General features: G+C 60.1%; 21 protein-coding genes. 14 read left to right on the top strand and 7 right to left on the bottom strand.

The features are described 5' to 3' along the window. Positions 1 to 39 precede the first annotated feature (39 nt). Positions 40 to 1,158, top strand: a complete 1,119-nt coding sequence (locus BM399_RS01470) for a THUMP domain-containing class I SAM-dependent RNA methyltransferase (protein WP_092863215.1) — start codon at positions 40 to 42, stop codon at positions 1,156 to 1,158. Positions 1,159 to 1,208: 50 nt separating this feature from the next. Next, positions 1,209 to 2,075, top strand: a complete 867-nt coding sequence (gene yghU, locus BM399_RS01465) for a glutathione-dependent disulfide-bond oxidoreductase (RefSeq protein ID WP_092863212.1) — start codon at positions 1,209 to 1,211, stop codon at positions 2,073 to 2,075. Here the strand turns inward: yghU and BM399_RS01460 are convergent, their stop codons facing one another. Then, positions 2,076 to 2,753: an alpha/beta hydrolase gene (locus tag BM399_RS01460; RefSeq protein WP_177228009.1), complete on the bottom strand. Its 678-nt coding sequence runs from the start codon at positions 2,751 to 2,753 to the stop codon at positions 2,076 to 2,078. Positions 2,754 to 2,852: 99 nt separating this feature from the next. Between BM399_RS01460 and BM399_RS01455 the strand changes: the two genes are divergently transcribed. After that, positions 2,853 to 3,635 carry a cobalamin-binding protein gene (locus BM399_RS01455; RefSeq protein WP_092863206.1) on the top strand — a complete coding sequence of 261 codons (783 nt, stop codon included), beginning with the start codon at positions 2,853 to 2,855 and terminating at the stop codon, positions 3,633 to 3,635. Between the two features lie 144 nt (positions 3,636 to 3,779). Then, entirely contained in the window at positions 3,780 to 4,217 is a 438-nt protein-coding gene (locus BM399_RS01450; RefSeq protein WP_092863203.1) for a hypothetical protein, read from the top strand. A 245-nt stretch (positions 4,218 to 4,462) separates the two neighbouring features. Here the strand turns inward: BM399_RS01450 and BM399_RS01445 are convergent, their stop codons facing one another. Continuing rightward, positions 4,463 to 4,687, bottom strand: coding sequence for a hypothetical protein (locus BM399_RS01445; protein ID WP_143111298.1), 225 nt, complete (start codon positions 4,685 to 4,687; stop codon positions 4,463 to 4,465). 281 nt (positions 4,688 to 4,968) lie between these two features. On the opposite strand from BM399_RS01445, the gene BM399_RS01440 reads away from it, so the two are divergent. The 3 genes from BM399_RS01440 to BM399_RS01430 all read left to right on the top strand — a co-directional run bounded on the left by BM399_RS01440 (position 4,969) and on the right by BM399_RS01430 (position 7,926). Next, positions 4,969 to 5,247: a hypothetical protein gene (locus BM399_RS01440; protein ID WP_092863197.1), complete on the top strand. Its 279-nt coding sequence runs from the start codon at positions 4,969 to 4,971 to the stop codon at positions 5,245 to 5,247. Between the two features lie 148 nt (positions 5,248 to 5,395). Beyond that, positions 5,396 to 6,391 carry an aldo/keto reductase gene (locus BM399_RS01435; protein WP_092863194.1) on the top strand — a complete coding sequence of 332 codons (996 nt, stop codon included), beginning with the start codon at positions 5,396 to 5,398 and terminating at the stop codon, positions 6,389 to 6,391. Between the two features lie 71 nt (positions 6,392 to 6,462). Further along, on the top strand, positions 6,463 to 7,926 hold the full coding sequence (locus tag BM399_RS01430) for an MFS transporter (RefSeq protein ID WP_092866106.1): 1,464 nt from the start codon (positions 6,463 to 6,465) through the stop codon (positions 7,924 to 7,926). 5 nt (positions 7,927 to 7,931) lie between these two features. On the opposite strand, the gene BM399_RS01425 is transcribed toward BM399_RS01430, so the two are convergent. The 3 genes from BM399_RS01425 to ssuD are packed head-to-tail and all read right to left on the bottom strand — an operon-like array spanning position 7,932 to position 10,731. After that, positions 7,932 to 8,720 carry an ATP-binding cassette domain-containing protein gene (locus tag BM399_RS01425; protein ID WP_092863191.1) on the bottom strand — a complete coding sequence of 263 codons (789 nt, stop codon included), beginning with the start codon at positions 8,718 to 8,720 and terminating at the stop codon, positions 7,932 to 7,934. A gap of 29 nt (positions 8,721 to 8,749) precedes the next feature. Next, positions 8,750 to 9,550 carry an aliphatic sulfonate ABC transporter permease SsuC gene (ssuC, locus tag BM399_RS01420; protein ID WP_092863188.1) on the bottom strand — a complete coding sequence of 267 codons (801 nt, stop codon included), beginning with the start codon at positions 9,548 to 9,550 and terminating at the stop codon, positions 8,750 to 8,752. Continuing rightward, positions 9,547 to 10,731, bottom strand: coding sequence for an FMNH2-dependent alkanesulfonate monooxygenase (ssuD, locus tag BM399_RS01415; RefSeq protein ID WP_425284045.1), 1,185 nt, complete (start codon positions 10,729 to 10,731; stop codon positions 9,547 to 9,549). The genes ssuC and ssuD overlap by 4 nt, the downstream gene beginning before the upstream one ends. Before the next feature lie 248 nt (positions 10,732 to 10,979). Here ssuD and BM399_RS01410 point away from each other — a divergent pair, with 248 nt between their 5' ends. Continuing rightward, entirely contained in the window at positions 10,980 to 11,957 is a 978-nt protein-coding gene (locus BM399_RS01410) for an aliphatic sulfonate ABC transporter substrate-binding protein (RefSeq protein WP_092863183.1), read from the top strand. A 53-nt stretch (positions 11,958 to 12,010) separates the two neighbouring features. On the opposite strand, the gene BM399_RS01405 is transcribed toward BM399_RS01410, so the two are convergent. Next, positions 12,011 to 13,627, bottom strand: coding sequence for a DHA2 family efflux MFS transporter permease subunit (locus tag BM399_RS01405; RefSeq protein ID WP_092863180.1), 1,617 nt, complete (start codon positions 13,625 to 13,627; stop codon positions 12,011 to 12,013). A gap of 37 nt (positions 13,628 to 13,664) precedes the next feature. Then, on the bottom strand, positions 13,665 to 14,891 hold the full coding sequence (locus BM399_RS01400) for an HlyD family secretion protein (RefSeq protein WP_092863177.1): 1,227 nt from the start codon (positions 14,889 to 14,891) through the stop codon (positions 13,665 to 13,667). Positions 14,892 to 15,005: 114 nt separating this feature from the next. On the opposite strand from BM399_RS01400, the gene BM399_RS01395 reads away from it, so the two are divergent. From BM399_RS01395 to rpoN, 6 genes are all read left to right on the top strand, one after another. Beyond that, positions 15,006 to 15,653, top strand: a complete 648-nt coding sequence (locus BM399_RS01395) for a TetR/AcrR family transcriptional regulator (RefSeq protein WP_092863174.1) — start codon at positions 15,006 to 15,008, stop codon at positions 15,651 to 15,653. Between the two features lie 192 nt (positions 15,654 to 15,845). Continuing rightward, complete coding sequence (locus BM399_RS01390; RefSeq protein WP_092863171.1) at positions 15,846 to 16,988, top strand: HlyD family secretion protein; 1,143 nt, start codon at positions 15,846 to 15,848, stop codon at positions 16,986 to 16,988. A gap of 578 nt (positions 16,989 to 17,566) precedes the next feature. Continuing rightward, positions 17,567 to 18,187: a ribonuclease D gene (locus tag BM399_RS01380; RefSeq protein ID WP_092863165.1), complete on the top strand. Its 621-nt coding sequence runs from the start codon at positions 17,567 to 17,569 to the stop codon at positions 18,185 to 18,187. Positions 18,188 to 18,271: 84 nt separating this feature from the next. After that, positions 18,272 to 20,218, top strand: coding sequence for an LPS export ABC transporter periplasmic protein LptC (gene lptC / locus BM399_RS01375; protein WP_092863161.1), 1,947 nt, complete (start codon positions 18,272 to 18,274; stop codon positions 20,216 to 20,218). A 66-nt stretch (positions 20,219 to 20,284) separates the two neighbouring features. Then, positions 20,285 to 21,145: an LPS export ABC transporter ATP-binding protein gene (gene lptB, locus BM399_RS01370; RefSeq protein ID WP_092863158.1), complete on the top strand. Its 861-nt coding sequence runs from the start codon at positions 20,285 to 20,287 to the stop codon at positions 21,143 to 21,145. Between the two features lie 46 nt (positions 21,146 to 21,191). Beyond that, the gene (rpoN, locus tag BM399_RS01365) at positions 21,192 to 22,721 is read left to right on the top strand and encodes an RNA polymerase factor sigma-54 (RefSeq protein WP_092863155.1); all 1,530 of its coding nucleotides are present in this window, start codon (positions 21,192 to 21,194) and stop codon (positions 22,719 to 22,721) included. Positions 22,722 to 22,844 lie beyond the last annotated feature (123 nt).

Here is a 22,844-nt window from a genome sequence, read left to right as displayed (position 1 = left end):
ACTGTCGAAGCGCACGCCTCTTCCCGATAAGCAGACGGGATGACCACAGATGGCGATTTCGAAATCTTCCTTTCGGCCACTCCAGGCTTTGAACCCGCGCTCGGCAAAGAGGCCGAGGCCGCAGGATTCAAAGAGCCGAAGATCACGACCGGCGGCGTCACGATCAAAGGCGGCTGGCCCGAGGTCTGGCGCGCAAATCTCGAACTCCGGGGAGCGGGCCGCGTCCTCGCCCGCATCGACGAGTTCCGCGCCATGCATCTCGCCCAGCTGGACAAGCGCGCCCGCCGCTTGGTCTGGGGCGAAGTCCTCCGCCCCGATGTGCCCTTTCGCGTCCAGGCTTCCTGCAGCAAGAGTTCACGCATCTATCATTCGGGCGCCGCAGCGCAACGGATAGAAAGGGCGATCCGCGAGGAACTCGGCGCACGGCATTCGCCCGAGGCCGACGTCGTCATCAAGGTGCGCATCGATGACGATCTCTGCACCATTGCCGTCGATACGTCCGGCGAGCCGCTACACAAGCGCGGCCACAAGGAAGCCGTCGCCAAGGCACCGATGCGCGAGACGATGGCATCCCTCTTCCTGAGCCAGTGTGGATTCGTCGGGACCGAGCCCGTCTTGGATCCGATGTGCGGCTCGGGAACATTCGTCATCGAGGCGGCAGAAATCGCGGCTGGCCTTAAGCCTGGCCGCTCGCGCCACTTCGCCTTCGAACAATTGGCAACCTTCGATAAAGCAGCTTGGGAGCGCCTACGCGGCACAGCGGACGTGCCGAAGCCCGCGCTTCGCTTTTTCGGAAGCGATATCGATGCGGGCGCGATCCGTATGAGCCGCGCCAATGCCGAACGCGCGGGCGTCACGGGGATTACCGAGTTTCAACAACTCGCATTCACCGAAGTCATGCCGCCGCCAGGTCCGCCGGGTCTCGTCATCGTCAATCCACCCTATGGCGACCGGCTCGGCGACCGGAACGAACTTCAAGCCCTCTACCGGTCTCTCGGTAAAACTTTGCTCAAACGATTCTCCGGCTGGAGAGTTGGCATGGTGACGAGCGAAGCATTCTTTGCTAACGCGACCGGCCTGCCGTTCGCTCAGCCGGGGGGACCGGTGTTGCACGGCGGATTGCGCGTTACCCTCTTTTTGACTGGCCCGCTGAAATAATGCTGATCGGGCCATGCGATCACCCCGCGGCCGAAATGGGAGCTTGAGAGATGACGGAATACATGCCGCCCAAGGTCTGGGTTTGGGATAAGCCGAGCGGCGGTCAATTCGCCAGCATAAATCGCCCGATTTCGGGTCCGACGCACGACAAGGATTTGCCGGTCGGCCGCCATCCGCTTCAGCTCTATTCGCAAGGCACGCCCAACGGCGTGAAGGTCACGATCATGCTCGAAGAGCTGCTGGCGCTCGGGCTGAGCGGCGCGGAATACGATGCGTGGCTGATCAAGATCAACGATGGCGATCAGTTCGGCAGCGGCTTCGTCGCGGTGAACCCCAACTCCAAAATTCCGGCCATGATGGATCAGAGCGGACCGGAGCCGGTGCGCATCTTCGAGTCAGGCGCGATCCTGTTGTATCTCGCCGAGAAGTTCGGCGCCTTCCTGCCGGCCGAGGTTGCCACACGTGCCGAATGCCTCTCTTGGCTGTTCTGGCAGGTGGGAAGCGGACCGTATCTGGGCGGCGGCTTCGGCCACTTCTACAGCTACGCGCCGACGAAGATCGAATACGCCATCAATCGCTTTGCGATGGAGGTGAAGCGCCAGCTCGACGTACTCGACCGCCGCTTGGCCAATAACGCGTACGTTGCGGGCAATGAGTATACCATCGCGGATATCGCGATCTGGCCTTGGTACGGCGCGCTGGTCCAGGGCACACTTTACGGAGCGGCCGAGTTCCTCTCGGTCGACGAGTATAAGAACGTCCGTCGCTGGGCTGACGCCATTCGCAAGCGGCCAGCGGTGCAACGTGGGCGAATGGTGAACCGCATCTCGGGCGATCCCGCGAGCCAATTGCATGAACGCCACGACGCGGCCGATTTCGAGACCAAGACACAGGATAAGTTGCTCGCTGGTGGCTAATCACGACGCGCCGCGCTCAGCCAGCCACGCGTTGAGATCCTGCATTTCGCGATCGCCGATCTCGTGATGCATACGCTCGTAGGAATGAAACGCATTCGGAACGCCGAGCCGGTCGAGTACGTCATGAGCGTGCCGCCCGCTCGCGAACGGAATACGCTCGTCAGCCGTTCCATGGCCGATGAAAAACGACTCGTGCGCTAAGTCCGCCTTTGGCGAAAGCTTGCGGTCGTCGAAGGCGTAAAGCGAGCCGCTGAGCACTGCCGCGCCGCGAAACCTGCCGGGCGCCCCGAGGACGGCATGGTAAACCATCACCGCGCCCTGACTGAAACCCGCTAGAAAAACCCTCTGAGGATCGGCGTGGAATCGGTTGACGGCTGTTTCGACAAGCTTGCTGATGCCATCGCAGCTGAGCCTGATGTCTGCATCGATCGATGCTCCCTTGCGATACCATCGATAACCGCTCGCCGGATCACCAAATGGCGCGCGGGGCGATACGACGACAAAGCCTTCCGGCAATTGCGGCCAGAGACCGATCATATCGTTCTCATCCGAGCCGCTTCCGTGAAGCAAGACGATCAGAGGCGGACGGGCAGATGGCTTCGCCGGCTCGTGAAAGAGATAGGTCAGCTCGCTATCCGCGGCCCGCGCGTACGTGGCAGCGACAAGCCAAACGGTCATGAGCAAAAACAGGAAACACCATTTGGGCGCCCGGCCGGACTTAAACTCGCTATGATGACTCATCGCTCCCCGCGTCGACCGCTCAGGGTCATAAATCACATGCGCCACTTTCCCGCCCGCCGGCTTGTCTGCCTCACCGAAGAGACGGTCGAAACACTCTATTTGCTCGGAGAAGAGCACAGGATCGTCGGCGTCTCGGGATACGCGGTTCGCCCGCCGCAGGTTCGGCGTGAGAAGCCGCGCGTGTCGGCCTTCACTTCGGCGGACATTCCAAAAATCGAAGCCCTGAAACCCGATCTTGTTCTCGCATTCTCGGATATTCAAGCGTCGATCGCGGCGGATCTCGCGCGCGCCGGCCTCGCCGTTCATGTTTTCAATCAACGTGACCTGGCCGGCATCTTCGCGATGATACGAACACTCGGGGCGCTGATCGGCTGCAACGAAAAAGCCGATGCACTGGCCCGCTCGTTCGAAGAGCGCCTCGACAACGTCCGGCGCGAAACGCAAACGCTAGCCCGCCGTCCGCGCGTCTATTTCGAGGAATGGGACGAGCCGATGATAACCGGCCTGTGCTGGGTTTCTGAGTTGATCGAGATTGCGGGCGGCGATGATATCTTTCCCGAGAAGCGCAGCGAGCCCGCCGCCAAAGATCGCATCGTGTCCCCCGCGGACGTGGCGCACCGGTCGCCCGAAATAATTCTCGCATCCTGGTGCGGCAAAAAGGTGAGAGCGGAGAAAATTCGCGCACGGGACGGATGGCAAGACATACCGGCGATTGTCGAAAACAAAATCTACGAGATCAAATCGCCGCTCATTTTGCAACCTGGTCCCGCTGCTCTGACAGATGGCCTCGACGCCATCCGCGCCGCGATCAGGGTTTGATCGCGCCGTCATCGGCCGACGCGAACAACTGCGCGATCTTCGCTAAGGCGATTTTTAGCACAACCGGGGAACACCAGTGGCCGCAGGGAGTATTCTGCTAGGCTGTTGTGTGGGGGCACGAAGCCAGAGGTTGTTGGCTGTGCCATGTCAAATCGGTTTTACGCGTCGCTGTTTTATATTGCTTTGATCGTGGCCAGCTCCTGGACCGTCGTGACCATCGGAGAAGCTCTTGCCCGTGAAGCACTCACAAAGTTGGCGCTTGCTCCCTCAGCGGAACGGCGGCCGACGCGGGTGAATGTTGTACTGGCTTCGCAGAAGGCCATTGCTTCCCCGTCAACAGCGAGGGATGTGATCGTTCCGAAAGCGCCTTCGATAGCGCTCGGCGAGCTAGCGAAAGGCCTCGACGATGCCGAGCAGAACAACAAGCAAGATAAAACGATGGGTGTCGTCGTGCGGCCGCGTGTAGCCGGCTGGGTGAAACGGATTCCGAGACGCGCGATACCGGAAGACCTGCCGAGACGGGCCGCATCGGAAGATTCCTCGGGCCGCATCATCATGCGATCGTTGCGCGCAGAAATGTAGGCGCGAACACGCTGACGACTCGAATGGAGTTGTGGGCACCCGGCGGGGGGAAGAGGGGGTGGCCGAGTGCCCACGCTCAAGACCTCAATCCGGGGGGAGGATATGAGGTACACGTACGATACCAGAAATCCGACAGCGAGAAGTTAACGGCCGCGCTCTTTTGCGAACGATATCCGCTTGAGGCTCGCAGCACCTAAGAGATGAACCGAACGTTTCGCAGCAACCCACGAGACTTGCTCCAGCTTTCAATGATCGACGTCATCGCGGCTTGTGCTGCGCGATAATCTATTCATCGGCTCACCGGATCCATCCGCCGGAAAACGCTCGTTCCTATATCCCGCTGCATTATCGCTGCTCGGCCGCGTCGAGAGCGCCTGCTCCCAAGCACGCGCCAGGGCATAAAGAATTACGATCCCGAAGGCGTACACGCTCGCGATGAAGAAGATGACGGGAGTTGCGTCGTCAGACACGGAGACCTCCATTTCATTTTCCCGCTACGTGGTTATCTCGGCATATCCAGACAAGGTGCCAAAATCGATGGCTGTCGTGCAATTGTCATCATCGCGACGGCAACGGAATCGAGAAGAACCGCCATCTCGGCATTTCACGGAATTCGCCGTCCTTGGAGCCAATCTGCCGAATTGATCGGCATAAACGGCGCATTTTGTCTAAATTGTCGTCAAGCCTTCTTATAGCCCTGATGTAGAATCCGAATGCATTCACCGATTCGGGTTCCCAAGGGACGGCCGGCGTGACTCTCGTCATCGTCTTCATCGGCGCCATTTGTTACTATTATTTTGGAGCCATCGGCGCTGTCCTCGGCGCTTTGGTCATCACCTCCTCGCTTTCCAAATCCAGAGCCAATGTCCTTGTCCCGTTGCTTGCGATTATCGGCTTGTCATGGGCGGCTGGCGAAGTCGTAGCTAACCACACCGGAGCCGTTGCAGGCGTAACATTGGCCACCGCTTTGGCGCTGTGGCTCGACGGCGGTAAAAAAATCCGCCCGCATCAGGCTATCGACAAGCGTTGACGAACGGCCTGCTTTGCCTGCTTTATTGCTGCCTTCATCATTGCCGTTTTGATTGTCGGCGCCCGCCGGTTGTGCCGAACAAATTTATTCCAAATCACGGAATTCCGATCCGCACGCTTCCCGATGCGTTCACTCCCGCGAGGTATCCATGGAATACGTCAAGCTCGGTCACACTGGTCTCGAGGTGTCCCGCATCTGTCTGGGCTGCATGAGCTACGGGCAATCCGATGCAGGCGTCATGAAATGGACGTGGACCTTGAGCGAAGAGGACAGCCGCCCCTACATCAAATCGGTTTTGGAACACGGCATAAATTTCTTTGATACCGCCAACGTCTATTCGCACGGCGAGAGCGAGCGCGTGCTCGGCCGCGCCCTTCGCGATTTCGCCAGGCGCGAGGATGTCGTTATCGCCACGAAGGTCTATTCCCCCATGCGGCCTGGACCGAACGGCAAGGGCCTCTCGCGCAAGGCGATCCTTTCCGAGATCGACGACAGCCTGATGCGCCTCGGCACCGACTACGTCGACCTCTACATCATCCATCGCTACGATTATGAAACGCCGCTGGAGGAAACGCTCGAAGCACTGGACGAGGTCGTGCGCTCCGGCAAGGCGCTCTATCTCGGCGCTTCCTCGATGCACTCATGGCAGTTCATGAAAGCCATCGGTCTGCAGCGCGCCCACGGCTGGGCGCAGTTCATATCGATGCAAAATTATTACAACCTCCTCTATCGCGAGGAAGAACGCGATATGCTGCCGCTCTGCCTTTCCGAGGGTATCGGCGTCACGCCCTGGTCGCCGTTGGCACGCGGACGCCTTGCTCGCCCCTGGCAAGATGAACCACAGACAGATCGCGCCAAGGCCGATCCTTTCGCTGGGCGGCTCTACGAAAAGACGAAGAAGATCGACAAGCCTATCGTCGATCGCGTAGTCGACGTCGCCAAAAAGCGCGGCATCTCAGCGGCTCAGGTCGCACTCGCCTGGATGCTGACGAAACCCGCAGTGACGTCTCCCATCATCGGCGCGACCAAGCCCCATCAGCTCGAGGACGCGATAAAAGCCGTATCGGTCAAGCTATCGCCCGAAGAAATCACCTACCTCGAAGAGCCGTATGAGCCCCACGGGCCTTCTGAAGCTTTCGCCTAAACCTTCATTCCGATTTGAACCGCAACTCCGCTCGCGCGTTTCTCTTCGAAGCGAGCGAGCCCTGCGGTTCCATGCAAAAGCCGGCTGCAAGCGAGAAGGTGGAAGGCGGGACGGTCGTCGAAACGACGATACCCTCACGCCTCGATCGCTTGCCGTTCGGGCGCTTTCACGTCCTCGTCATCGCGGCACTCGGCATAACTTGGATTCTCGATGGACTGGAGGTCACCCTCGTCAGCTCCATAGCCGGTGCCCTGAAGAGCAGCCCCACACTCCAGTTCACCAATACCGATGTTGGCATAACGAATAGCGCTTATCTCGCCGGCGCCGTGCTTGGGGGCTTATTCTTCGGCTGGCTCACGGACCGGCTCGGGCGCAAGAAGCTCTTTTTTATCACGCTGACGACGTACATGATCGCAACGCTCGCGACGGCCTTCTCATGGAACCTTCTGAGCTTTTCGCTATTCCGGTTTCTGACCGGCGCCGGCATCGGCGGCGAGTACACGGCCGTCAATTCGACGATCCAGGAACTCGTCCCCGCGCGCTATCGAGGCTGGACCGATCTCAGCGTCAACGGCAGCTTCTGGCTCGGCGCAGCGCTCGGCGCCCTGGGCTCTGTCGTCCTGCTCAATACCGCGCTCGTACCGGCGGACATCGGCTGGCGGTTGACCTTCCTGATCGGCGGCGGATTGAGCGCATTCATTTTCCTGTTGCGCCTATGGATCCCCGAGAGCCCGCGGTGGCTCATCACGCATGGCCTTCCCAAAAAGGCAGACAAGATCGTGGACGGAATAGAAGCGAGATTCGAAAACGACAACCACGTTCTCGACAATACCGCACTCAAAACGACGCGCCTCAAAACCCGCAGTCATACGCCGCTCATCGAGGTCGCGACGTCTATCCTGAAGACGCACCTCGACCGCGCGATCGTCGGATTTTCCCTGATGACCGCGCAAGCCTATTTCTACAACGCGATTTTCTTCACTTACGCACTCGTTCTTTCGTCGTTCTACGGCGTCGCGACCGACAAGATTGGTTGGTACCTTCTCCCCTTTGCAGCCGGAAACTTCCTCGGACCGCTGCTGCTCGGACGGCTCTTCGATATTTGGGGACGCCGGCCGATGCTCATTATGACGTATAGCGTCGCCGGCGTGCTGCTGGCCCTCACCGGATACTTGTTTGCGGCCGATCTCGTTTCGGAATCGGCGCTCACGTTCGCCTGGGTGATCGTATTCTTCTTCGGTTCGGCTGCATCGAGCGCAGCCTACCTCACGGTCAGTGAATCGTTCCCGCTCGAAGTTCGCGCGCTCGCCATTTCGTTTTTCTATGCCGTAGGAACCGGCGTCGGCGGCGTTATCGGCCCTGCTTTCCTCGCCCACCTTATCGATACCGGATCACGCAATAGCGTATTCGTCGGCTATCTCATCGGCGCGGGATTGATGCTGTTGGCGGCGGGCGTCGCTGCATTCAAAGCAGTCGCCGCCGAACGCAAGCCGCTCGAACAAGTTGCGCGCCCTCTGTCCCTCGCCGACGAGTAGCGTTATCACACCTCGGCAAGAATCTTGTCCTGCAAAGCGGCGAGATGCGGATCGGCGCGATGGCGCGGCCTCTCCGCCGCAACGTCGATATCGAACGTGAGACGGCCGTCCTTGATGACGATGACGCGATCCGCCAACGCCACGGCTTCGGCAACGTCGTGCGTGATGAGAAGCGTCGTAAATTTGCGCTGGAGCCAGAGCCTTTCCAAGAGCCCGTGCATTTCTACCCGCGTCATCGCATCGAGCGCGCCAAAGGGTTCATCGAGAAGCAGCACACTCGGACGGCCGACAAGCACGCGCGCCAATGCCACGCGCTGGCGCTGCCCTCCCGACAGCACGGCCGGCCATTCGTTGAGGCGATCTGCAAGCCCGACGTCGCTCAGCGCCTCGATAGCCGCTTCCCGCCAGCCGGGCGTACGCGCGATACCGACGTTGCTCAATACGCTGTGCCACGGCAACAAGCGCGCATCTTGGAACAAGAGCCGCACCGAACTCTGCAATCCTTTGACCGGTTCGCCGTCGATGACGACGCGTCCCTCTTCCGGCTGATCGAGACCAACGACAAGTCGCATGAGCGTCGATTTGCCGACGCCCGAACGCCCGACGATCGCGACGAACTGCCCGGCGGGAACATCGAGGCTGAGCCCGTCGAGAACTTTGCGCGGCCCGAATGAACGCTTTAGCCCCTCGAGCTTCAGCCGCTTGCCGAGCGGTGTCGGCTGCGCTACGGGCGCGACGGACACGGCGTCGTCAGCGCTGACGAGATCGCGGCGTGGATCAATTCTCTTCAACATTGCTGCAATTTACCTGATGCGATTTGGTTCTAAGCCGAGACGGAGCCGGAAGCGTGATAGGCGGGATGCCACGCCAGAACACGGTGCTCGATCAGCTTCGTCGCGAAGTCGGCGGCCTTGCCGAGAAGCGCATAGACGAGGATGCCGAGCACGACGACATCGGTCTGCAGGAATTCCCGCGCGTTCATCGTCATGTATCCGATACCCGAGGATGCGGAGATCGTTTCGGCAACGATGAGCGTCAGCCACATGATACCAAGCGCGTAGCGCAGCCCGACGAGAACAGAAGGCATCGCGCCCGGCAAAACCACGCGCCAGAAAATCGCGAAACGACCGAGCCCGTTGACCTTCGCCATCTCGACGAGCCCGCGGTCGACGGTGCGTATTCCATGAAACGTGTTGAGGTAGATCGGGAACATGGTGCCGACAGCAACCAGGAATATTTTCGCTGTCTCATCGATGCCGAACCATAGGATCACCATCGGAATGATAGCGAGATGCGGCACGTTCCGCAGCATCTGTAACCCGGAATCGAACAGCTTTTCGGCGGGCCTCGATACGCCGTTGAGAACCCCGAGAATAAATCCAATGCTGCCGCCGATCGCGAGCCCCACAATGGCGCGATTGAAGCTGACCATCACATGATGTGCGAGCGCGCCGCTCTTCGCGTTCTCCCAGAACGCAACCGCGACTTGGCTCGGCGCAGGAAGCACGCGCTGCTCGATCAAGCCTACCCGCGTGCAGATCTCCCATAAAACAAGCACCGACACCGGCAGCAGCCACGGCGTCAGACGATCGACGAAGCTCTCGCCCCGAGAAATTCGGCTCATGACTGACCCCGCTCCCGCTCTTCGGGAAGAATGGAATTTGCAATCGTCTCACCGATTGGCCCGCCGGCGTTTTCCCGCCGCCGCTGGCCGCTCGCACCATCGGCCAATGGCAACAAGGGGAAAACGAGTTCGGCGAAACGATAGGACTCTTCAAGGTGCGGATAGCCCGAGAAAATGAAGGTATCGATCCCGACCCGCATATACTCCTTGATGCGCTCCGCCACGGTCTCGGCATCGCCGACGAGCGCAGTTCCCGCGCCGCCACGAACAAGTCCCACTCCTGCCCAAAGATTGGGACTGACCTCAAGCTTGTCGCGGCTGCCGCTGTGCAGCGCCAGCATGCGTTTTTGCCCGACGGAATCCATTCTCTCGAATGTCTTTTGTGCGGCCGTGACCGTTTTCTCGTCGAGATGCTTCAAGAGATCGCTCGCGGCGCGCCACGCCTCCTCATTCGTTTCGCGCACGATGACGTGCAGGCGAATACCGAAGGAAAGTTTGCGCCCGCGCGCGGCAGCTGCGGCCTGAGCCACCTGAACTTTCTTTGCGACCTCTCCGGGCGGCTCGCCCCACGTCAGATATTTATCGACCGTCTCCGCCGCCACCGCGATCCCCGCATCCGACGAACCGCCGAAATAGAGCGGCGGATGCGGAGCCTGAATGGGTTGAAAGAGCAGACGCCCGTCCTCGACCTTGATGTGCCGCCCCTGATAATCGACGCGATCACCCGCAAGAAGCCCCTTGTAGACGTCGAGAAATTCCCTGGTCACTTCATAGCGTTCGTCGTGCGACAGAAACACGCCGTCGCCCTTGTTCTCGACCGGATCGCCGCCGGTCACGACGTTGATAAGCAATCGCCCATCCGAAATGCGATCGAGCGTCGCTGTCATTCGCGCTGCGACGGCGGGCGAAAGAAGGCCCGGCCTTACGGCGACGAGAAAGCGAAGCCGCGTCGTCTGCGGTAGCAGCGCCGACGCAATCACCCAGCTGTCTTCGCAGCTTCTCCCCGTGGGCAAAAGCACGCCGAAATATCCGAGCCGGTCGGAACCTTCCGCGATCTGCTTCAAATAGCTGAGATCCACGCGGCGGCCACCGATCGACGACCCGAGATAATGCCCGTCGCCATGCGTCGGCAGAAACCAAAGGATATTCGCTCGTTCTGCGGCTTCGATCGTCACAGTCAACTTCCCCGGTGTTGTGGGTTGATGCGAAGCGTCGCGCCACGGCATTTTCTCTGCCACCGCCGGGTCGACACTCGTTCCGTTTTATTGGACGAGCGTGAGCAGCATCACAAACAACAAAATCCGATTTGCTTTTCGGATTTTTATATTGGCGTCCCCGGCGCGGGCTTCGCGATAGTTCGACGGAAGCCACATCGCGGCCGCGGCAGGCGCGGCAGGATCGCGGCGACGAAAATCGGGGGTACTTCCTTATGAACCGACGCCATTTCTCGAGCGGCCTTGCCGTCCTTGCACTCACGCTCACTGCCGCAATAAGCGGCACTGCGAGCGCCGATGCGCCAAAAACGGTGCGCATCGGATTTCAAAAGTCGTCGACGCTCATCAATGTACTCAAAGCGAACGGCGAGCTCGAAAAGGCGCTGTCTGAAGTTGGCGTCTCCGTGACGTGGTCCGAATTTCCGAGCGGCCTGCCGTTGCTTGAGGCGCTGAACGTCGGCGCTATCGACGTCTCGGGAGACGTCGCCGATACCGTTCCGATTTTCGCCCAGGCCGCGGGCGCCAAGCTCACATATCTCGCCAGTGAAGCACCCTCTCCCTCGGCGCAAGCACTGGTCGTCAAGTCGGAATCACCGATCAAATCCCTCACCGAACTCAAGGGTAAGAAAATCGCCGTCGCCAAAGCGTCGGGCAGCCATTACCTGCTCATCGCCGCTCTCGCGCAAGCAGGCCTGAAGTTCAACGACATCGAACCCGCATACCTGACACCCGCCGACGGCCGCGCCGCCTTCGAGAAGGGCGCCGTCGATGCGTGGGCGACATGGGACCCGTTCGTGGCTGCCGTCCAAAAGCAATCCGACGTCCGCATACTGGCCGATGGCAAGGGCATCGCTGACTATCAGCGCTATTACCTTGCATCTTCCGCTTTCGCCGCCCAACGGCCCGACGTCCTCAATCTCGTGTTCGCGAAACTGAAAGAGACCGGCGAATGGGTAAAGAAAAACCCCGAGGCCGCCGCTCAGCTTTTGGCCCCGGTCTGGGGTCTCGACTCGGAAATCGTCAGCGCAGCAAATGCACGCCGCAGCTATGATGTTCGCCCCGTCGGCCCCGAAAACCTGACTGACGAGCAGAAGATCGCCGACGCATTCTTCGCTGAGGGCATTCTTCCGAAACAGATCAAGGCCAGCGACGCCGAGATCTGGGCCCCGGCGAAAAAAGCGGCCGCGAATTAATTCGCCGCCGCCCGATTGGCTGGGTCACACTTGGCTGGGTCACGCCCATAAAATCAATGTGCAGCTGAGGCGCCGCCGCTGGGTGGCGCCTTTCGCGCAAAGAGGAGCGCCACCGCAGCAACCGCGAGCATGATGGCGATGACCGCGAAGGTATCGCTGAATCCCATGACGAGTGCCTGGCGCTTGACGGTCTTTCCAAGCGCGACAATCGCCTCGTGGCGCGCCGTTGCCGCATCCGAAACGCCGTGCGCCAGGAAATAGTTCGTCATCTCGTCGATCCGCTGACGAACCTCGTCACGATAAACATTCACGGATTGCCCGATGATGTTCGAGTGAAACTGCTCGCGTTTCGTGATGATGGTTTCGAGCGCGGCGGTACCGACGGCACCGGCCAAATTCCGGAGCATATTGAATAGACCCGAAGCGTTGGCTGCATCCTTCGGCGCAATGCCCGAGGTCGCTATTGCAGTCAGCGGCGTCAGGATGAGGGCCTGCCCCACGGCACGCACGATGTTCGGCACGAAGAACTGGTCGCCCGAATAATCGAGCGACATATTGATGTTCATAAAACAGCTCAGCGCAAAAAGCGCGATACCCGCGACGCCGATGTAGCGAACGTCGAAAATCTTCATCAGCCGCGGCACGAAGGGGATGATGAGAAGCTGCGGCAAACCGGTCCACGCGAGTACGTTCCCGATCTGCTCGGCGTTATAACCCTGCACCTGCCCGAGATACTGCGGCAGAACATAAACCGTGCCGAACAGCGCGAAGCCGACGAGCATGTTTGCAACGGTGCCGATACCGAAATTTTTGTCTTTCAGCAGCCTGAGATCGACGAGCGGCTTTTCGACCTTGAGCTCGATCCACACGAAAGCGACCAGAAACACCACCGCGATAACTGCAAGCTTCACGATGAATGGCGAACCGAACCAGTCGTCCTTGTTTCCCTCTTCGAGCAGCGTCTGAAGCGCGGAAAGACCGATCGCCATCGTAAAGATGCCAGCCCAATCGCCTTCCTTGAGAAGACCAAGCTGCGGCTTGTCCTTTTCGAGCGTGAACCACAGCGCGACGATCATGATCGCACTCGGAACGGCGTTGATGAAAAAGATTTTCTGCCAGCCGTAGTTCTCGGTCAGATACCCGCCGATCGTCGGGCCGATGGCAGGAGCAAACGTGACGGCAATCGCGAACAGCGCCAACCCGACGGGTTGCTGGGACTTCGGCAGCTTCGTCACGACCATCGTGAAAGCCATCGGGATCAGCACGCCCCCGGCGAAACCCTGAAGCCCGCGCATCGCGATCATCGTGCCGAGGTCATGCGCGAACGCACACGCCATCGAGAAGACGGCGAAAAAGAACGTGCTGACGATCATATACCGGCGAAACCCGAAGACGCGGCTGAAATAGCCCGTCAGCGGGATGACCACGATTTCGCCGATCAGATACGACGTCGAGATCCACGCGCCGTTGTCGGCGCCTGTTCCGATCCCGCCCTCGATATCGAGAAGAGACGCGTTGGTGATCTGGATGTTCAGGATCGACATGAAGGCGCCGATCATGCCGGCGATGACCGCGATCCAAGTCGTCAGGCTTGCTTTGTCGACTGATCCGGCGCCGGCCGCGTTGGGAAAATCTGCGGCCGGTATCGCTGTTTGATCCGCGCTTGCCATAGCTGCTTACTCCAACTCAGGGCCTAGGCCCTTGCCATCACTTGGCGGCGAGAGAAGTGCCGGATTTGCTCTGCTGCTGGGTTTCTATCGTCGGGTAGACCGACATTCCCGGACGAAGTTCTCCAGCGAGCGGGTTGCCCGGATCGAGTGTGATCTTCACCGGAATGCGTTGGACGATCTTCGTGAAGTTGCCCGTCGCATTGTCAGGCGGCAAAAGCGCGAACTGCTGACCGCTCGCAGGCGCAAGACTATCGACGCGCGCCGGTATCTCCACACCCGGGAACATGTCGACTTCGACGTTCACGGCCTGCCCCGGACGAACATCCGCGAGCTGCGTTTCTTTGAAGTTGGCGACGATGTACGCGGAAGCAGTCGGCACGACAGCCATCAACTGCGTTCCTGCGTTAACGTACTGACCGACGCGCAACGTCCGGTTTCCGACCACGCCATCTACCGGTGAAAGAATGTTCGTGTAGGAGAGATTCAACTCGGCCTGTCGCTGCACGGCTTCGTCACGCGCCAGCGTTGCCTGCGCCTGCGCAAGTTCTGCTTTGAGAATATCGGTCTGCTTGATTGCATTCGCGAGCGCCGCCGTATCCCGCGCGATCGAAGCGCGAGCAGCCGCAATGCGAGACGTAGCCTGCTGCGCGTTCTGGACGCTGCCGTAACCCGTGGTGGCGAGGTGCGTGAAACGCTCATTGTCCTGCGCGGCGAACGTCTCGTTCGCACGATCAACGTCGATGGTCGCCTTCGCGCTATCAATGATCGACTGCTGGGCGTCGAGCGACGCCTGCTTATTGGAGACGGCCGCCTTGGCGCCCTGAACGTCGGCCTTCGCCTGATCGAGAGCGACCTTGAAGTCGCGATCGTCGATCCGCGCCAGTACCTGTCCAGCCTTCACGACTTCATTGTCGCCGACGAGGACGTCCGAGAGATAGCCCGATACCTTCGGTGCGATGGTCGTGTTGTCGGCCTGAACGTATGCGTCGTCCGTCGATACCTGGAAACGCCAAACCGACCAGTACTCCCAGCCGACGTACGCGGCGGCTGCCAGGACCACGAGGCTCGCGCCGGCCAGAAGCGGCCAGCGCGACCTTTTCGGAGACGCGGACGCGACAGGCCGCTGCGGCTCGGCCGCCTTGGCGCCGGGAGCCGGTGCCTTCAGCTCTGCAGGCTGGTGCTGCCCGGACGGCGGGACAAACAACACGGTCTCGGCGTCGGTAACCGGCCTGTCCGCGATCGTGGCATTGGAATGATGGCCCATTGGGCTGCTCCTCAACACGCTGCAGTTCGGCCGGCATCGCGGCCATTAGGAAACTTGATGTTTTCCAAAATAGGCACTATAAACTGGATGTCAACAGGAATTTGGAAAATAGTCATGGGACAAAATGCAGTGGCCCCGAAGCGCTGCCGCGGCCGGCCTCAAATCCGGCCCGACGACGAGACGCTCCACCTCCTTGTCGAAGCGGCGGCTGCTGAGTTTCGCGACAAGGGCTATGCCGCGACGACGATGGGAAATGTCGCCCAGCGCGCCGGAATTTCGACTAAAACCATGTACCGGCTCATCCCGGCCAAGGCGGATCTTTTCCAGAAGGTCATTGCCGACCGGACCGGGCGCTTCATGCTGAAAGTCGATCCCTCGGAACTCGACCGCTACGAGCTCGCCGATGCTGTAGAGCATTTCCTCGTCGCCTTCGGCGCCCTGGCGCTCGACAGCGAAACGATCGCCATGCTCCGGCTGGTCATCAGCGAGAGAGATCGCTGTCCCGAGCTTGCCGCGACCTTCAACGACGTCGCGGTGGCGCAGACCACGAAAGCCATGACGCAGTGGCTCGAACGCCAGCGCGACCGCGGATTGCTAAAATTTGATGATCCTGTCGCGACCGTCAGCGCACTGCGCGGAATGATGGTGATGGATTTGCAGCGCACCGCCATGATCGGCCTGAGCCCGCCCCCTTCGCCCGAAGAGATCAAAAGCCGGGCCCGCATCTGCGCCAAGCTCTTCCTTGATGGTTGTCGCGCCTAAGGCGCCGCTGCTGGCACGGCAAATGAGAGACGCTCACGGAACTTCGGCGTGACCTGGAAGTAACAAGCTTCGGTCCGGCGTTGAGATCGCCACCTCCCTGCGGCGAGTTGGTTCGAACGGATTGCGCAGACCAGCGGTAACGCGAGTGTTCAGTGGCTGCAGCGCTTCTTCGACGAAGACCAGGAGAAAGTCATGACCGATGGCCCGCGAGGAGAGCAACGACGTGCTGCCTTCGCCGCCATACTGAGCATCCTCGCCGCTGCATGCGCAGGATTTCTGGCGTGGCAGTTGACCGGAAGCGAAAATCGCTGGACCCGCCCCGCCCATAGCGAAACCACGAACGAGGCACTTCAAACGACCGACGACGCGTTCATTGCAGGTGACGTCACGCCACTCTCGGCCAAGGTCTCTGGTGTCATCAAGGCGGTTCCGGTCAAGGACTTCCAGCCGGTGAAAAAGGGCGACGTCATCGCGGAAATCGATCCTTCGGACTATGACGCAGCACTCGCGCAAGCCCAGGCGAACGTCGTCTCGGCGAAGGCGAACCTCGCTAATCTTGCAAATCAAAAGGCAAGTCAGCGGAGCCTCGTACGGCAAGCGCAAGCCGGAATTGACGCGGCGCAAGCAGACCTCGAGCGTTTCAATCTCGAAGAGAAGCGCCAGCGCGATCTGTTGAAAACCAGCGACATCGGAACGACGCAGCGCGTTGAGCAGGCAGTGAACAACGCCAGACGCAGTTCGGCTCAAATGGCGCTGAGCAGCGCTCAGCTCGATCAGCAAAAGACAGTCCTTGCGAGCCTCGACACTGCGCAGGGACAGCTCGAAGCGATGGTGCGCGGCGCCGAAGCTGTGGCGACCGTTGCCCAGAACAACGTGAACAGCACGCGCATCTTATCGCCGGCCGACGGCATCGTCGGTCAGCGCCAGGTTCGGCCGGGTCAATTCGTGAGTGTCGGATCGCCTGTGATCTCCGTCGTTTCCCTGCCGGAGATCTGGGTCATTGCCAATCTCAAGGAAACGCAGATGACGAACGTCCGCAGTGGCCAGCCCGCGCGCATCACGGTGGATGCATTTCCGGATTTGAAATTGACGGGTCACGTCGAAAGTTGGGCGCCGGGAACCGGAAAGATCTTCGCGCCTCAAGCTCAGGATGCTGCGACGGGAAATCTCACGAAGGTCGTCCAGCGCGTACCCGTGAAGATCGCTCTCGATCAAAATCCGGCCTTCGGCACGCTGGTTCGGCCAGGCATGTCGGTCAAAGCCACGATTGATACGGAAGGCGCGCCAAACGCCACGGCAGCAACATTCGACCCGCCCGCTACATCCACCAGATAAGCCAGATGAATGGGCTTCATGCCTGAAAACCGGCGGTGTCTCGGTTTGAATTTCTAGGCCATTGTCAAAAATCCACGGGCGGTGAACTCCGTGCTATGCTTAGCGAAAAGCATGGGCCGGACACATGGCGCGGATTTGGAAGATTCTACGCCACGGGGCGCCCGACCAATGGGAGGATTCCATCCCAGAGGAGTCTCTGGCGGAAGGGCAATTAGTCGTGCTTCTCGGGCGGCTGGCTGCTAGCCATCTGCCACCCGTCGCCACGACCCCATTGCCCCGAGACGCTCCGCGATACACCACCTCGCTCACTGTCAAAAACGACCGCTTGGGCAACAAGTGTTTCATCGTCTACGCGAGCGGCAGCAGGGTGCACTACATAGCGACCTTAGAGGATACGCCTCGGAAAAACGCGCCTCCTTGCTAACGGCGGCAGCCGAATGCTACAGACCTATTTCGCTTCGAGTCCTAGAGCGTAACAACATCAATCATTTAGCCTCCGGCAAGATGACTTAGGCGAGGCTCGTGGCATCGCGACGAGCTATCTCGGCTGCGGCGGCGACCGACGGACGAATGAAACAATGACCGCGCCCAAGACCAAGCTCCACAAAGGTGATTTGCCCGCCGGCCTGACGTTTCCGAACGGCGTCGCGATCGACACCGAAACGCTAGGGCTGAACCCCCATCGCGATCGCCTGTGCCTCGTGCAGCTTTCGAGCGGTGACGGCACGGCCCATCTCGTGAAATTCGACGGCAAGGACTATAGCGCGCCGCGCCTCAAGGCCCTTCTGACCGATCCAAAAGTTCTGAAGATTTTCCATTTCGCCCGCTTCGATATCGCCGTGCTCGAGCAATACCTCGGAGTTGCAACAGCACCCATCTACTGCACGAAGATTGCTTCGAAGCTTTCCCGCACCTACACCGACCGCCACGGATTGAAGGATCTCGTTGGCGAGCTTCTCGGAATAGAGCTGTCGAAGCAGCAGCAAAGCAGCGACTGGGGCGCGTCCGAGCTTTCCGATAGCCAGAAGGCATACGCGGCGAACGATGTGCTGCATCTTCACGCAGTCAAGACGAAGCTCGATATGATGCTCGCGAGAGAAGGGCGGGAAGGCTTCGCCAACGAAGCTTTCAAGTTCCTTCCGACCCGCGCCCGCCTCGACCTCGCCGGGTTCGAGGAGGACGATATTTTCGCACACTGAACCCGGCCGCGGCCGGGCTCGGAGCATAAGGTCCCAAAGTCTCCCCAATTAAAGGCGAGATTAGCGGGCCTTAGGGGGAACTACATGGCCAGCGCGGCTGTCACCACGGATAACTCTGCTACAGCCGGTGGGCATGCCCGCGCGTCAGGCAACAGCATCGTCATAGCCGGCGATCGCACGCAAAGCAGAATGGCGGCTCATCGCCATTCAAGACGCGTGCGAGTGCTGAAGATTGCGCTTCCGGCGACCGCAGTCGCAACGGCCGTCATCGCCACGGCGAACATCCTGGGCAACGCCGGCATAAGTCCTTCGATCCCGCCGCTCGAAATTCCGCAAATCGTTGCCGACAATCTCAAGATGCACAACCCGCACTACCAGGGCTTCAATGCCGATGGTGGCAAATACTGGGTGAAGGCGGAAACGGCGCAGCAAGATCTCAAGACGCTGACCGCCATTCATCTGCAAGGCATCACCGGCGAACTGATGGATGCCAAAAAGCAGAAGACCTATCTCGTCGCGAGCCGCGGACTGTTCGACAACAACTCGAACGTTCTCGAACTCTATGATTCGATCGACGTGACGGGCGAGGGCGGCCTGAACGCCAAGCTGACGCGGGCGACCATCAAGACGAAAGAAAACATCATCACGTCCGATCAGCCGTCGACCATAATAATGGGCGCCGGCACGATCACATCCAATCAGCTGACCATCCGCCAGAAGGCAAAAGAATATACCTTCGTCGACAACGTGCGCACGTACATGAAGCCGAAGGAAGCTTCTGCCGCCTCGGACAATCAAAACGCGCAACAGGCGCTTCCCTTCGGCAAACCCGGCGAGCCCGTCGAAGTCACGTCGAACCGGCTCGACATCGACGACGTGAAGAAAACGGCTTTCTACACTGGCAAAGTCGTCGCGACCCAAGCCGGAGCGACCATGACGGCGCCCGAAATGACCGTCACGTATGAAGGTGCGGTTGCACCCGAAGGCGGCAACGCAGCCCAAGCCGCGCCCGATGGGGACGCGGATCGCGGAACGAAGGTGAAGCAAATCCTCGCCACGGATACCGTGGTGCTGAAACAGCCGAACGGCGAAACGGCAACCAGTCACACGGCGCTCTTCGATACGATCTCGAACACCGCCGTTCTTGAAGGCGACGTCGTGCTGACCCACGGCGATGACAAGAAAGCCGTCGGTGATCGCGTCGATTACGATCAGAAGGCGCAGACGATGGTTCTCACCGGCCCTGTCGTCGTGACACAGGGAGCGAACGTGTTGCGCGGCCGCCGGCTGACCTACCATCGCACGACGAGCAAGATGCAGCTGTCGTCGCCGGCCGATGTCTCGTCCGGCGTCAGCGCAGGGCGCATCACCGCGCATTTCGTGAGGGCCTCGGCGAAGGCATCCCCGCAGCCGGCTGATGACGATCAGGACGAGAGCGGCGGCGGAATTTCATTCGGCGCCGCCTTCAAGACGGATTCAAACTCCCCTTATGATGTCGTATCCGACAAGCTCGACGTCGACGACGTCGCCAAGACGGCATTGTTCACCGGCAACGTTTCAGCCGTGCAGGGAAACATCTCGATGCGGTCACAGGAACTGACAGCCTTCTACACAGGCAGCGCCGCGATCGGTGCGACCGGTGACAAGGCAGCCGGCGGTGCGGCCGCTTCTTTGACGCACCTCACCGCCAAGAAGAAAGTCGTGGTGACCGCCAAGGATGGGCAGACAGCAACCGGCGACTGGGCTGAAGTCGATGTTAAGAAAAATCTCACGACGCTCGGCGGCGCCGTTGTGCTGACCCAAGGCAAGAATATCGTGAACGGGACGAGGCTGGTGATCGACATGAACACCGGCGAGGCGACGATCAAGACCGAACCGGCTGCCACGAGCGGAGCGCTAATGACGAGCCGCAACGGCGACGCCAACGGCGAGGTTTTCAAGGCCGAACGTCCCAGCGCCGTCTTCTATCCGGGCCAATTGAAGAAATCGAAAATCCAGGCGGACAACTGGCAGGTCCGTACGTCACCTTGACGTTGCGACCGGCTTGGACACATTTCAAACCGCGGCGACAATGCACGAAGGGCTGCGAGGTATCGGGTGTTTAAGGCTTTACCAATTCGCCTGCGATCGAAGAACGGTTCGGCCGCGAACGGCGCGAGCGAACGCACGAACGGCGTCAGTGCCAAACGCGCGGCCGCGCCCTCCGACGACCCGCACGCCATAGGTGCGGACGGTTGGCTGACTGCCTTCGATGTCAAGAAATCGTACCGCAAGCGGATGGTCGTCAAAGGCGTGAACCTGGCCGTCGGACGCGGCGAATCCGTCGGCCTATTGGGTCCGAACGGCGCGGGCAAAACGACGGTTTTCTACATGATCACCGGCCTCGTCGCCGCCGACGAAGGCCGCATCACGATCGACGGCGAGGACGTGACCAAGCTGCCGATGTATCAGCGGGCCCGCCTTGGCGTCGGTTATCTTCCGCAGGAGGCCTCGATCTTTCGCGGATTGACGGTCGAGCAGAACATCATGGCAGTCCTCGAGCTGATCGAGCCTAACCGCAAGGCACGCAAAGAGCAGCTCGACAGCCTGTTGGAGGAATTTTCCATCACCCGGCTGAGAAAGTCGGCAGCGATGGCGCTCTCGGGCGGTGAACGGCGGCGCTGTGAAATTGCCCGCGCGCTGGCCTCTCGGCCATCGTTCATGTTGCTGGACGAACCGTTCGCCGGTATCGACCCGATCGCCGTCGGTGACATTCAGCAACTGGTGCGCCACTTGACCGAACGCGGTATTGGTGTGTTGATCACTGACCACAACGTTCGTGAAACGTTAAGCCTAATTGATCGCGCTTATATTATTTACGATGGTCAAGTTCTGACACAGGGCAAGCCTTCTGAAATCATATCGAATGAAGACGTCCGGCGGGTCTACCTTGGCGATATGTTCGTTAACGCGCGATGAGTATAACTGGCTCCGATTTTATCGAAACGGAGCAACGGATTAGCGCATGGCGCTTTCAGCAAAATTAGAGCTGAGACAAGGCCAGCAGCTGGTAATGACGCCTCAGCTGCAGCAGGCGATCCGTCTACTTCAGCTGTCCAATCTCGAACTGACCGAATTCGTCGACACTGAGCTCGAACGCAATCCCCTGCTTGAGCGCGACGACCCCGCCAACGCGAAGCCCGCGGACGATGCGATCGTCGAACGCGCCGAAGAACGCGCCGCCGACGACCGCTGGCTCGATCTCAGGGAGCCCGTCAGCGACCATACCGGCGGCCTTGATGTCGATTTCGGCAACGTCTTTCAGGAGCCCGGAACAGGCGAACCGGGATCGCCCTCGGCACCCCCGTCGGGCATGAGCTGGGCTAACGTCTCCCAACGCATGCACAACGGCGGCGACGGCGATAACGACCTTGAGGATTACGTCGCCAATCAGATTTCGCTCAGGGATCACCTGAGCGCTCAATTGCCGTTGACCGTTAACGATCCCGTCGAGCGGCTGATCGGGCAATACCTGATCGATCTCGTCGACGAAGCGGGCTACATCCCGGCGGACCTCGAGGCACTCTCGCTGCGCCTCGGCGCACCGCTCGAATTGGTCGAAAGCGTACTGGGCAAACTGCAGACGTTCGATCCGCCCGGTATCTTCGCCCGGTCCCTCGCCGAGTGCCTCGCGCTCCAGCTCAAAGAGCAGGATCGCTACGATCCTTTGATGGCGCAGCTCCTCGCGAACCTTGATCTGCTTGCCAGCCGCAATATCCCCGCGCTGAAAAAGGCGATCGGCATCGATATGGACGAGCTCGCGGACATGATCCGCGAGATCAAACGGCTCAACCCGAAGCCCGGCCTCAAATTCGGTTCTGTCCAGCTTCAGCCGGTCGTGCCGGACGTCATCGTGCGGGCGGCTGCCGACGGCGGCTGGCACGTCGAACTGAATAGCGACACTCTGCCGCGCGTTCTGGTCAATCGCTCGTATTACACGCGCATCGCCAAAACGGCGACCAACGAGCGCGACAAAGGCTATATCTTCGATTGTCTGCAGACGGCCAATTGGCTCGTGAAGAGCTTGGATCAGCGCGCACGCACGATCCTCAAGGTCGCCGAGCAAATCGTACGCCAGCAAGACAGCTTCTTCATGTACGGCGTCCAGTATTTGCGGCCGCTCAACCTGAAGGTCATCGCTGACGCCATCTCCATGCACGAGTCGACCGTCTCGCGCGTGACGTCGAACAAGTACATCGCGACGCCGAGGGGCATCTTCGAGCTCAAGTACTTCTTCACGTCGGCCATTGCCTCGGCCGCCGATGGCGAAGCTCACTCATCCGAGTCCGTCCGTCACCGGATCAAGCAGCTGATCGACGCCGAAAGCGCCGATGATGTGCTCTCCGACGATCAGCTCGTCGACCGCTTGCGGGGTGAGGGCATCGAGATCGCGCGGCGGACGGTCGCAAAATATCGCGAGGCGATGCGCATTCCCTCGTCCGTACAGCGCCGGCGCGACAAGAAACTCGTTGAACGTCTGGGCGACTTCGCGTGAAACGCACGCCCTAACCCACTGAACCTTCGAAATATTTTCGTAACATTCGCGTTCAAAGCGTGATTTGACAGGGCCCGATGGGGGGCCTATCGCTTATTGATCAAGAGCCTGGGTTGGTGTCGG

The sequence above is a fragment of the Hyphomicrobium facile genome (assembly GCF_900116175.1).
In the GTDB taxonomy this organism is placed as follows: domain Bacteria; phylum Pseudomonadota; class Alphaproteobacteria; order Rhizobiales; family Hyphomicrobiaceae; genus Hyphomicrobium_B; species Hyphomicrobium_B facile.
The sequence above is the reverse complement of the archived record's forward strand: the minus strand, read 5'-3'. Positions and strand labels throughout refer to the sequence as shown.